Annotated in this window: 11 protein-coding genes; 8 read left to right on the plus strand and 3 right to left on the minus strand. The window is 43.6% G+C overall.

Translation table 11 applies throughout. The annotated features are described in order from the left end of the window. The coding region (locus J7I93_RS11760; RefSeq protein ID WP_214726049.1) for an L-glutamate gamma-semialdehyde dehydrogenase at positions 1-1,042 on the plus strand (1,042 nt) is incomplete at its 5' end. 304 nt (positions 1,043-1,346) lie between these two features. Here the strand turns inward: J7I93_RS11760 and putP are convergent. Both putP and J7I93_RS11770 read right to left on the minus strand, forming a co-directional pair. Further along, entirely contained in the window at positions 1,347-2,816 is a 1,470-nt protein-coding gene (gene putP / locus J7I93_RS11765) for a sodium/proline symporter PutP (protein ID WP_251025814.1), read from the minus strand. 468 nt (positions 2,817-3,284) lie between these two features. Further along, positions 3,285-4,124, minus strand: coding sequence for an STAS domain-containing protein (locus J7I93_RS11770; protein ID WP_214726050.1), 840 nt, complete (start codon positions 4,122-4,124; stop codon positions 3,285-3,287). A 314-nt stretch (positions 4,125-4,438) separates the two neighbouring features. On the opposite strand from J7I93_RS11770, the gene aceA reads away from it, so the two are divergent. Then, on the plus strand, positions 4,439-5,731 hold the full coding sequence (aceA, locus tag J7I93_RS11775; RefSeq protein WP_214726051.1) for an isocitrate lyase: 1,293 nt from the start codon (positions 4,439-4,441) through the stop codon (positions 5,729-5,731). Positions 5,732-5,967: 236 nt separating this feature from the next. After that, positions 5,968-6,411: a YueI family protein gene (locus J7I93_RS11780; RefSeq protein WP_214726052.1), complete on the plus strand. Its 444-nt coding sequence runs from the start codon at positions 5,968-5,970 to the stop codon at positions 6,409-6,411. A 399-nt stretch (positions 6,412-6,810) separates the two neighbouring features. Here J7I93_RS11780 and J7I93_RS11785 read toward each other — a convergent pair whose 3' ends face one another. Continuing rightward, the gene (locus tag J7I93_RS11785; RefSeq protein WP_214726053.1) at positions 6,811-7,167 is read right to left on the minus strand and encodes a cupin domain-containing protein; all 357 of its coding nucleotides are present in this window, start codon (positions 7,165-7,167) and stop codon (positions 6,811-6,813) included. Between the two features lie 223 nt (positions 7,168-7,390). On the opposite strand from J7I93_RS11785, the gene gatC reads away from it, so the two are divergent. The 5 genes from gatC to J7I93_RS11810 all read left to right on the plus strand — a co-directional run bounded on the left by gatC (position 7,391) and on the right by J7I93_RS11810 (position 12,466). Then, a complete protein-coding gene (gene gatC / locus J7I93_RS11790; protein ID WP_214726054.1) occupies positions 7,391-7,681 on the plus strand; it encodes an Asp-tRNA(Asn)/Glu-tRNA(Gln) amidotransferase subunit GatC in 291 nt (96 codons plus the stop codon). A gap of 13 nt (positions 7,682-7,694) precedes the next feature. Continuing rightward, the gene (gene gatA, locus J7I93_RS11795; protein ID WP_214726092.1) at positions 7,695-9,152 is read left to right on the plus strand and encodes an Asp-tRNA(Asn)/Glu-tRNA(Gln) amidotransferase subunit GatA; all 1,458 of its coding nucleotides are present in this window, start codon (positions 7,695-7,697) and stop codon (positions 9,150-9,152) included. Positions 9,153-9,165: 13 nt separating this feature from the next. Beyond that, positions 9,166-10,593, plus strand: coding sequence for an Asp-tRNA(Asn)/Glu-tRNA(Gln) amidotransferase subunit GatB (gene gatB / locus J7I93_RS11800; RefSeq protein WP_214726055.1), 1,428 nt, complete (start codon positions 9,166-9,168; stop codon positions 10,591-10,593). A gap of 218 nt (positions 10,594-10,811) precedes the next feature. Continuing rightward, a complete protein-coding gene (locus J7I93_RS11805; protein ID WP_214726056.1) occupies positions 10,812-11,372 on the plus strand; it encodes a thioredoxin family protein in 561 nt (186 codons plus the stop codon). A 23-nt stretch (positions 11,373-11,395) separates the two neighbouring features. Further along, positions 11,396-12,466, plus strand: a complete 1,071-nt coding sequence (locus J7I93_RS11810; RefSeq protein WP_214726057.1) for an NAD(P)H-dependent flavin oxidoreductase — start codon at positions 11,396-11,398, stop codon at positions 12,464-12,466. Positions 12,467-12,473: the final 7 nt, after the last annotated feature.

Below are 12,473 nucleotides of genomic sequence, written 5' to 3' on the forward strand. Positions count from 1 at the left end.
TATTCCATTGGGAGTAGGCATCATCATCTCTCCTTGGAACTTCCCGCTTGCGATCATGGCCGGTACAACCGTTGCGGCAATCGTGGCAGGAAATACTGTTCTATTAAAACCAGCTTCTACCACTCCTGTAGTGGCAGCGAAATTCGTTGAAGTGATGGAAGAAGCAGGCCTTCCGAAGGGCGTCCTAAACTTCGTACCGGGCAGCGGTGCAGAAGTGGGCGACTACTTGGTTGACCATAGAGATACCCGCTTTATCTCCTTCACAGGTTCACGTGATGTTGGTCTTCGCATCAACGAGCGCGCATCTAAATTAAACGAAGGGCAAATCTGGCTGAAGCGTGTTATCGCGGAAATGGGCGGTAAGGACACGATCGTTGTTGATAAAGAAGCAGATCTTGAATTGGCAGCTACTTCTATCGTGGCATCTGCATTCGGCTTCTCAGGACAAAAGTGCTCTGCGTGTTCACGTGCCGTAATCGTGGAAGATGTGTACGATCAAGTATTGAACCGTGTTGTCGAGTTAACAAACGAATTAACTCAGGGCAATCCGGAAGATCAAAGCCATTTCATGGGCCCTGTCATCGACCAGGGTGCATTTGACAAAATCATGAGCTACATTGAAATCGGCAAAGAAGAAGGCAAGCTGATGACAGGCGGAGAAGGAGACAATTCCAAAGGCTTCTTCATTAAACCAACTGTATTCGCTGACCTTGCGCCAGATGCACGCTTAATGCAGGAAGAAATTTTTGGACCGGTAGTCGGCTTCACAAAAGCAAAAGATTTCGACCATGCGCTTGAAATTGCGAACAACACGGAGTATGGCTTAACTGGTGCTGTCATCACGAAGAACCGTGAGCACATCCAAAAAGCACGCGAAGATTTCCATGTTGGAAACCTATACTTCAACCGCGGCTGTACAGGTGCGATCGTTGGCTACCAGCCATTCGGCGGCTTCAATATGTCAGGAACTGACTCAAAAGCGGGCGGCCCTGACTACATTCTGCTTCATATGCAGGCGAAGACAACTTCTGAAATGTACTAAGAAAAGCGGAAGCGCCTTGCCCACGAAGGAACACAGACTAAGAGCGCCACGTCCTGTGGCAACGTCAGCATGACCTGCATCCTGCGGGCCTCAGGCATAAGGCGGTTCCTGTAAGAAGGTGTTCTTCCTTCTGAAAGGAAACGGCTTATGACCCCGAGTCCCTAGGAGCCGCAACTAGACAAGCTTGTGACCTCGAGGGGTAGGCGCTGGAGCTAGACAGTTATCGTTCAAAAAATTTATACTTTCTTATTTTGTCATATAAAAAATCCCTCTTCACAAAAAATGAAGAGGGATTTTTTTATGCTTATTTCTTTAAAATGGATTTAAACTGATTGTATTGCTCTTGTACTTCTTTTGAAGGTTCCTTGTCTAGAAGGCTGACGATGATAATCGCTAAACCAGCAAACAAGAAGCCAGGCGCCAATTCATAAAGGTCGAAAATGCCGCCGGTAATTTGTTTCCAGGCAATAACGGTAACAGCACCAACAACAATACCTGCGAGAGCGCCGTTTCGTGTCATGCGCTTCCAGAAAAGGCTCAGGATGATGACTGGCCCGAAGGAAGCACCGAATCCGGCCCAGGCATAACTAACAAGTTCCAATACCTTGCTTTCAGGGTTATACCCTAAAAAGATTGCAATAACTGCAATGCCCAATACAGCAATTCTGCCAACAATCATTTCTTCCTTCTTGGAAGCATTTCTTCTGAAGATAGATTTATAGAAATCCTGTGCCAATGCACTTGAAGAAACGAGCAATTGGGAGTCAACTGTGCTCATGATTGCTGAGAGAATGGCTGCTAATAAAAATCCTGCTACCCATGGATTAAATAAAACTTGAGAAAACATGATAAATACCGTTTCAGAATTCTTCAGTGGGGTATCTGCAAAGTAAGCAATACCTGCGAATCCTACAAAAAGAGCTCCGAAAAGGGAAAGAACCATCCACGTCATTCCAATGAAGCGCGCTTTTGGAACATCATTTGTTGACTTTAATCCCATAAAACGGACAAGGATATGCGGCTGTCCAAAATAGCCAAGTCCCCATGCCAATAGGGAAGCAACGCCAACAAAAGTGGCACCGGATGCAACATCCAGATGAGTTGGATCAATTGTACCGATTTGCTCTAAAGTCTCATTCCATCCGCCAAGTTCCTGGATCGCAACCATTGGAATAATAATCAAAGCAAGGAACATTAAAATACCTTGGATGAAATCTGTCCAGCTGGCAGCCAAAAATCCGCCAAAGAAAGTATAAGACAGAATTACTGCTGCTCCGACCCAAAGTGCAACCGTGTAATCCATTCCAAATGAATTTTCTAATAGAATGGCTCCGCCAACTAGGCTGGAGGAAGTATAGAAAGTGAAAAAGATTAGTATAACAACTGCAGAAACTACACGAAGCATTTTAGAGGTGTCATGGAATCTGTTTTCGAAATAACCGGGAACAGTAATAGAATCATTGGCTACTTCTGTGTAGACACGCAATGGCTTAGCTACAAATTGCCAGTTCAGATAAGCGCCGACTGCTAAACCGATCGGAAGCCAAATTTCGCCCATACCGCCTAAATAAACAGCACCAGGCAAACCAAGCATTAACCAGCCGCTCATATCGGATGCCCCGGCACTTAAGGCTGCAACTCCGGCTCCAAGGCGTCTTCCGCCTAAAACATAATCTGATAAATCTTTGGTCATTCGAGCTGCAAGGAAACCAATAAGCAGCATGCCGACCAGATAAACAATAATCGCAATTAACGTGGGTACATTTATATCCATAATTTATTTATCCTCTCCTCTTTCAGTAAAGTAAGTGATGCCTGATAATACAATCAAAAGTGGCATTGGAATCATAAGCCATAGCCATGTTGCTGTAGTGAAATCCATATGTTCACCTCCATCCTAAAAATCCATCCTAAAAAATGATCCCCCTAAAATACATACGTGGAAAAAGTCCCCTTTATACAGTAACATACAGTTTGGTGTTTGTGAAAAATTTGAATCGGGGTAAGAATCGCAATGAAAAGACGTTAATTATCATAACATAATAAAGTATTAGGGACAAAAAAGCTACGAAGCTATAAATATATAAATGTATAAAAATACATAAAATCGCATTAATTTGCTCTTATACTACTCATATCAACATATCTATTCATTGAAATTTATAAAATTAAGTTGACAAAAAGCAGAGGCTTTTCATGGAAAACCAAAAGAGACCTATCCTTTTTATAGGCCTCTTAAGGGTTAAATATTTAGCTTTTTTATTACTTTTTTTAATGAATTTTCGGTATTTATGTTCTTAAAATCGATCCCAAGCTGGACAGCTGTTTGGGCAACTTCTGGGCGGATTCCGAGCAAAGTTGACTGGACGCCGATGAGTTGCAATGAGCTCATAACCTGGAAAATCTGGTGGGCGACCATTGTGTCGACCATTACCACTCCTGAAAGGTCAATGATTAAATGGGAAATTTCCAATTTCACACTTTGCTGCAGGGTATACTCCAGAATATATTTAGCTCGCTCTGTATCAATATCACCAATCAGCGGCAAAAGCCCGACTTCAGAGGATAGAGGAATAACCGGTGTGCTGAGTTCTTTGATTAATGAAGATTGTGCACTTAATCGGTTCAGTAAGATATCCATAAAGTTCTCCGTAAAGGTTTCCATCACGTAATCTAATGTATAGTCAATCGTTTCCTGCCAATGAAAGATATCTTTTACCTCAATATTCTGATCGGCTTTTTCTGAAAAGAGCTTTATATGTTTCCAATAAACCTTCCGGAACACACCTAAATTTCTCTGGACTTCTACCAATGATGTGCGGGATTTTACACGGTCGGCGGAAGTTTGCTTTGTCCAATTTGAAATCGTTTCTTTCATTTCCTCTTCTGTTTGAAGGAGGGATTTGGCTACAGTCCTTATATATTGTGTATTTTGCTCATCAATCTTTTTTACGGTTTCAAGAGGAGCTTCAGCAGAATAGTCCGATCCGATTTTAACAGCCTGCCAGCTTCTCCAATCTTTTGTCATTTCAGTTGCGTGTTCAACTATATATTCATATAAAGCCCTGGTTTTATCAGCCATAAAATCTCCTTTATTATGGATTTGCGCCTATGAAAGGTCTCTTATTTTCCCTTTATTATACCAGATCCGGTCAGTTGTCAAAAAAAGGGGTGTGCAAAATTAATATTAAATTTTCCGAAAAATTTATAAAAAAAGGGTTCCCATTCTGAAATCTCTGTTATATAATACAAAACATAGATAAATAATTGTTTTATAACAACATAGATTAGTAGTACAACAGAATTAACTTTATTTGTTGTACTATATAACAGAATTATCACCTGGGGGTTTGCTGAAGGATTGATATTTTCTAAATTAAAGGAGGATTTAATCAAATGGCAGATGAAAGAGTGCGTCAATTAGAGGAAAGCTGGGAAATGAATGAACGTTGGAATGGGATTGAAAGGCCGTATACTGCGGAGGATGTAATCAAGTTAAGAGGATCGATCGATATTGAACATACATTAGCCCGCCGTGGTGCAGAGAAGCTTTGGAAGCTGGTGAATGAGGAAGACTTCGTGAATGCATTGGGGGCTTTAACAGGCAACCAGGCTGTCCAGCAGGTGAAGGCCGGACTGAAAGCTATATACTTAAGCGGCTGGCAGGTAGCTGCCGATGCCAATCTTTCTGGAAATATGTATCCGGACCAAAGTTTATATCCGGCAAACAGTGTTCCTAGTGTAGTAAAAAGAATCAATCAGGCGCTGCAGCGTGCAGACCAGATTCATCATATGGAAGGCGATGAGTCTATTGATTGGTTTGCGCCGATCGTGGCAGATGCGGAAGCTGGCTTCGGGGGTCAGCTGAATGTATTCGAGCTTATGAAAGGCATGATTGAATCTGGTGCCGGCGGCGTTCATTTTGAAGATCAGCTGTCCTCTGAGAAAAAATGCGGACACCTTGGCGGAAAAGTACTGCTTCCAACACAGACAGCCGTTAAAAATTTAATTTCTGCGAGATTGGCCGCAGATGTTATGGGCGTTCCGACAGTGATTGTAGCCCGTACGGATGCTAATGCAGCCGACTTGATCACCAGCGATGTTGACCCTTATGACGCACCATTCATTACAGGAGAACGTACTCCTGAGGGATTCTTCCGAACTAAGGCGGGACTCGACCAAGCGATCGCTCGGGGGCTGGCTTACGCTCCTTATGCAGATTTGGTGTGGTGTGAAACATCCGAGCCGGACCTTGAAGAAGCAAGGCGCTTTGCTGAAGCCATCCATGAAAAATTCCCTGGTAAGCTGTTAGCCTATAACTGCTCTCCATCCTTTAACTGGAAAAAGAAGTTGGATGACGAAACAATTGCGAAATTCCAAGTGGAGCTCGGTAAAATGGGCTACAAATTCCAATTCGTTACGTTAGCAGGCTTCCATGCCTTGAACCACAGCATGTTCGAATTGGCTCGAGGTTATAAAGACCGCGGAATGGCTGCGTACTCTGAGCTGCAGCAGGCCGAGTTCACAAGCGAGCAGCATGGATATACAGCAACAAGGCACCAGCGTGAAGTTGGAACCGGATATTTCGACCAGGTTTCCATGGTTATTACAGGCGGGACGTCTTCCACAACCGCTTTAAAAGGGTCCACTGAGGAAGAGCAATTCACAGCTGAAAAGCAGGAAGCTTAGTCCTATTGCTTCATTTTAACCGTTAGCAACTTAATTTTTTTACCTGTATATTCTCCATTTACCCCTCTCTTCATTGAAGAGAGGTTTTTTTTAGTTTAAGAAGGAAAAGATTAAACTAGCACAGCTTATGAAGCAGAAACATACATAATATATAGGCACGATTGGAAGTTTGAAAAGAGGAATGCCTCTATATACAATGGAATCAGGGCAATCAGAGTGAGGACGGAGGTGGTACAGTGGCTGAAAATATAGATGATTATCTCCAGCAGGGGATTTACGGGCAAAAACAGACAAAGCCTGATGAGCGGAGGAAGTTTTTGGGGACACTTCGGGAGCGGATTGTCATTGCGCTGAAGCAGCCGCAGGTACGAGAGGACGGAATTTATCCGCAAGTGGAAGAAGCATTGAAAAATAACAGCCAGGCACATCTTTACCTGAATGGGAATATGAGTTACTCCTACTTATCGAAATATATAAAGGCGGCTTCGAAATATAAGGTCGAATATACAATTGTCACCAACAAAGAACATAACTCAGAAATTGGTTTGGTGCTTGCACATGATTATGCAATTGACAAACCGGACATATATGTCGAGAGGAAAACAGTAAAGGCAGAGACTAAAAAGGCATCAGGAAAAAAAGGCGGTATTTTTGCAAAGATCTTTAAGCGGGGCAAATAGATAAATGAGCAGCGTGATGATAGGCGCCGCACATTTTTAATTAGAAAGGTTGGATTATTGCTTTTTATTAAAATTGGATTTGGTTTTTAAAATTTTACCGGCCGATTTTATTAAAATACCGGCCAAAAACATACATTTACCGGCCAATTTCGATAAAATACCGGCCAAACTGCCTGATTTACCGGCCTATTAGGTTTTAAGATAATAGCAGCTGGCCCGGAATACTTATTTCGATCACTTTTTGATTTTATCAGTTGGAATTTTAATATAACGGTCACTTTCCTAATTTTATCGGTCAAATTTTAACTATATCGGTCAGCTGCTGATACAGCGGGCCTTTAATCGATCCCTGAATTGTTCTGAAGCCTCCTTCAGGGCGAGAAGTCCCCATGCATTCTCTTATTTCAAAGGCTTTAAATATGAACGCGGATCCAGATCAGAGCCCTCGATTACAATCGCTGTCATGCCTAGATATGAACCTGACTCGTGTTCCTCTCCTTCAGTCCAATAAACAGCAGTTCCTTTCTCGACGGCAACTTGCTCGCCGCCGGCTGTTTTGACCCAGCCCTCTCCATCAACAATGAGGAAAAGCTGCGGGCATGTGGCTGGATGCATGCCTAGAACGCTATTGACATTAAGGTGGATACAGCCAATCGTAGCTGTCGTGTTTCTTAGAATCGGATTAATGCTGGCGTTATGGCTGTTGAACTGCGTGATCTCCCTGCTTGACTCTGCATCAAAGCGGAAAAGTTCCATAATATGACCTCCTGTAAAAATAATCACAACCACCATAGTTATTAGGCTTTACTGTTCATTTATCCTGCATGATCACAAGCAAACACACAATTTGTTCAACTCATGGTAAAATAAGCAGAAGATTGTTGAAACAGCTGGCGCGCGTGTTGCTTTAACGCGCGAAAGTTTGGTATGATCATAATTATTGTGCTTTGGCAGAAATTAATTTTTGGAGGTGGCATTTATGTCGAGAATTTCAACCGATCAGGTGAAGCATGTCGCGCACCTAGCGCGACTTGCGATTACTGAGGAAGAGGCTGCTACGTTTACTGAGCAGCTGGACAGGATGATTTCGTTTGCAGAGCTGCTAAATGAGCTGGATACAGATAATGTAGAACCGACATCCCATGTGCTTGATATGAAAAATGTGATGAGAGAAGACAAGGCAGAAAAGGGGCTTCCGCAGGAGGAAGTTCTGAAGAATGCACCGGAACATCAGGATGGCTATATCAAAGTGCCGTCCATTATGGAGTAGGGAGGGGACAATGGTGAGTTTATTTGACCATAAGGTATCGGAGCTTCATCAGCTTTTACATAAAAAAGAAATTACAGTATCCGACCTTGTCAGTGAGTCGTACAAGCGGATCGGCGAAGTAGAGGACAAGGTACAGGCTTTTTTAACGCTGGATGAAGAAAAGGCCCGTGAGAAGGCTAAAAAAATGGATGAAAAGATCGGTACAGACGAGGCAAAAGGTCTTCTGTTCGGCATGCCGATCGGTGTGAAAGATAATATCGTTACAAAAGGGCTGCGCACAACCAGTGCAAGTAAAATCCTTGAGAATTTTGATCCGATCTATGATGCAACTGTTGCTTCCAAATTACATAATGCAGAAACCATTACAATCGGAAAATTAAATATGGATGAATTTGCAATGGGATCATCCAATGAAAACTCCGGTTTTAAAGCGACCCGCAACCCTTGGAACCTGGAAAGGGTTCCTGGCGGTTCTTCAGGCGGTTCGGCAGCTTCTGTTGCAGCGAGAGAGGTTCTATTTTCGCTTGGATCTGACACAGGCGGTTCCATTAGACAGCCTGCTTCCTACTGCGGCGTTGTTGGTTTGAAGCCGACATATGGTCGGGTATCACGCTTTGGCTTGATTGCATTTGCATCTTCACTGGATCAGATTGGACCCATCACTCGCTCAGTTGAAGATAACGCTTATTTGCTTCAAGCGATTTCTGGGTTAGACCCAATGGATTCCACATCAGCGAATGTTGATGTCCCAAGCTATGCAGAAGCGTTGACAGGGGATGTTAAAGGCCTAAAAATTGCTGTACCGAAGGAATATCTGGCGGAAGGCGTAAATGAAGAAGTACGCCAATCTGTTTTGGATGCCTTGAAGGTACTTGAGAAATTGGGAGCTACTTGGGAAGAGGTTTCGCTACCGCATTCGAAATATGCGCTGGCAACCTATTATCTGCTATCTTCTTCGGAGGCGTCTGCTAACCTGGCCCGCTTTGATGGCGTGCGCTACGGCTACCGGACTCCAGAACCTGAGAATTTAATTGATTTGTATAAAAAGACAAGAGCGGAAGGCTTTGGCGATGAAGTAAAGCGACGTATAATGCTTGGAACATTCGCCTTAAGCTCCGGCTATTATGATGCTTATTATAAAAAAGCACAAAAAGCCCGGACGCTTATTAAACAGGACTTTGAAAATGTCTTCGAAAAGTATGATGTTATTATTGGGCCGACAGCACCGACACCTGCCTTTAAAATCGGCGAAAATATGTCTGACCCGCTGACCATGTATGCGAATGATATCTTAACGATTCCGGTTAACCTTGCCGGTGTACCGGGGATTAGCGTTCCGTGCGGATTCTCCAATGGATTGCCGCTTGGCCTGCAAATTATCGGTAAGCATTTTGATGAGAGCACAGTTTATCGTGTAGCGCATGCATTTGAACAGGCAACTGATTATCATAAACAAAAACCGGGACTGTAAGGGGGGGAAATTCATGAAATATGAAACGGTTATCGGACTTGAAGTGCATGTAGAGCTAAAAACAGATTCAAAAATTTTCTCGGCAAGCCCAAACCATTTTGGAGCGGAACCGAACTCAAATACAACTGTGGTTGATCTTGGGTATCCGGGAGTGCTGCCGGTTATTAATAAAAAGGCTGTAGAATTCGGCATGAAGGCGTCAATGGCGTTAAACTGTGAAATTGCGCCAGTTACAAAATTTGACCGGAAGAACTATTTTTACCCTGACAATCCGAAAGCCTATCAGATTTCACAATTTGATAAGCCAATCGGCGAGCATGGCTGGATTGAAATCGAAGTGGACGGCTATAAGAAAAAGATTGGCATTACTCGCATACATCTTGAAGAGGATGCAGGAAAGCTTTCTCATGAAAAAGGATATTCTTTGGTAGACTATAACCGCCAGGGTACGCCATTGGTCGAAATCGTATCTGAACCGGATATCCGCACACCAAATGAAGCATACGCTTATCTGGAAAAACTGAAATCGATTATCCAATATACAGGTGTTTCCGATTGTAAAATGGAAGAAGGCTCACTTCGCTGTGATGCGAATATTTCCCTTCGTCCTATCGGGCAGGAGGAATTCGGTACAAAGACTGAGCTAAAGAACCTGAACTCTTTTAATTTTGTCCGCAAAGGGCTGGAGTATGAGGAGAAACGCCAGGAGCAAATTTTAAGTTCAGGCGGGACAATCCAGCAGGAAACCCTCCGCTATGATGAAGCGACAAATACGACGATTTTGATGAGGGTAAAAGAAGGTTCGGATGATTATCGTTATTTCCCTGAGCCGGATTTGCTTGATATTCATATTGATGAAGAATGGAAGGAGCGCATCCGCGCAGAAATCCCAGAACTTCCGGACCAAAGAAAGAGCCGTTATATTGAAGAGTTAGGATTGCCTGCTTACGATGCCGCAGTCCTGACAGTCACAAAAGAAACATCCGATTTCTTTGAAGCTGCAGTCAATGCAGGCGCAGATGCAAAACAGGCATCCAACTGGGTGATGGGAGAACTGTCAGCCTACTTGAACGCAGAGCAAAAAGAGCTTAGTGATATCGCTCTTACAGCTGAAGGACTCGCCGGCATGATCAAATTGATCGAAAATGGCACCATCTCCTCAAAGATTGCTAAGACTGTGTTCAAAGAGCTGATTGAAAATGGCGGCGAGCCTGAAACAATCGTCAAAGAAAAAGGCCTTGTCCAGATTTCTGACGAAGTTGCTCTTTTGAAGATTATCGGCGAAATACTTGATGCGAACCCGCAATCGATCGAGGATTTCAAAAACGGCAAACAAAAAGCGATTGGTTTCCTTGTCGGCCAGATTATGAAAGCAACAAAAGGCCAGGCAAACCCGCCGCTTGTTAACAAGCTATTGCAAGAGGAAATAAAGAAGAGATAAGGGGAGCTGTAGTTCCTCCATATCGAATTTTATGCAAGTAAGCTGATGGGGACCCATCAGCTTTTTGTTTATAAGCGGTTCGACAAAAGGCTCCCCTATTTCCCAGGAAAAGATTTTGTTTTACAAAGTTTTACAGCAAATGCTTCTAATATGTGTGCAGGAATGAGAGCTAGTGATAAAGAAATAAGATTTAGAGGCAATGAAAAGGAGAGGTAAGCATGGAGTTAAAGGACTGGTTTGCAAAAGGGCTAAGCCCGAAAGAATACATAGAGGGAATGAAAGTAAATAAGGAAGCAATGAAGGGAGTATATAAACGTTTTTCTTTGGCTGATGAAGAAAAAGATAGGCTGGAAAAGGTCAAGGGAACTGGCATGAAGGTAATTGCTATTACAGAGGATTGGTGCGGGGATGCCATGCTGAACAATCCGATTCTTTTAAAAATTTCGGAGGAAATCGGCGCAGAGGTCCGTTTTATTTTACGGGACCAAAACCTTGAGCTAATGGACCAGTACCTCACGAATGGAGTTTCAAGAGCGATACCGATTTTTATTTTTATAGATAAAGAAGGAGAAGAACAGGCGGTTTGGGGACCGCGGGCCATACGTGTCCAGGAAATCGTGGATGACGAACGCAGCAAGCTCCCGGCGCAGGAGGATGAAGATTTTAAGGAAAAGCAGATGAATATGTATAAGAGGCTGACAGCTTCTTATCATCAAGATTCAGAAATCTGGCATACGGTTGCAAATAGCATTATAGATGCTCTAGTTTCGGAAAAATAATCAGGGAAGGGTGTCGGTTAGCAATGGGCTGGAACCGGAATCGTTTAACGGAAAAGCTGGACATACAATATCCTGTTTTTCAGGCGCCAATGGCAGGTGGAATGACAACACCGCGATTAATCAGTGAGGTTTCCAATAGCGGCGGCCTGGGAAATATGGGAGCAGGCTATATGAATTCTGATGAGATAAGAGAAGATATCAGAAAGATTCGGAGTCTGACGGACAAACCATTTGGCGTAAATCTTTTTGTTCCGAATCTGGGGGTCTCCGCACAAAATGAAGAGATTAGCAGAATGGAAGAAGTGCTCACCCAGTATAGCAGTGAGCTGGGGATAAAGGAGAAACTTCTCCTGCCTAAGAAGGATTACGGCACTCTCTATGAAAAACAGCTCGAGGTGGTATTTGAGGAAAGTGTTCCTGTATGCAGCTTTACGTTTGGCATACCTGATTCAAACGTTATACGTGAACTAAATAAACAGGGGACAATTATTATTGGAACAGCCACGAATGTTAATGAAGCAGTGGAGTGGGAGGATGCCGGGGCAGATTTGATTGTTGCCCAGGGAAGTGAGGCTGGCGGACACCGGGGAACTCTTCATAAGGAAGAAAGCGGGTTGATCGGTTCCATGGCTCTTATACCACAGGTGGCGGATGCAGTCAGCAAGCCAGTCGTTGCCGCAGGCGGAATCATGGATGCACGCGGGATTGCTGCAGCCATGATGCTGGGAGCAGCGGGTTTTCAGCTTGGAACCGTGTTTCTAACATGCAGGGAAAGCGGAGCTAATCCGATTTATAAGAACGCCATTTTAAATGCGACTGAAGAGCAAACCGTTTTAACAAAAGCTTTTTCCGGGAAGTTGGCAAGGGGAATTAGCAACAGATTTACGGAAGAGATGGAGGGGCAGCAGTTGTTGCCTTATCCGCTGCAGAACGATATGACAGCATCTCTCAGAAAACAGGCAGCTAAATTGGAGCACCCTGAGTTTATGTCACTATGGGCCGGACAGGGCGTGCGAATGGCAGAAGAAATAACTGTGAAGGAACTGATGCTGAAGCTTGTGAAAGGGACGGAAGCTTTAATAGACGGCAAATAAAAAGCAG

The organism is Bacillus sp. ISL-47, assembly GCF_018613175.1.
Taxonomy (GTDB): domain Bacteria; phylum Bacillota; class Bacilli; order Bacillales; family Cytobacillaceae; genus Cytobacillus.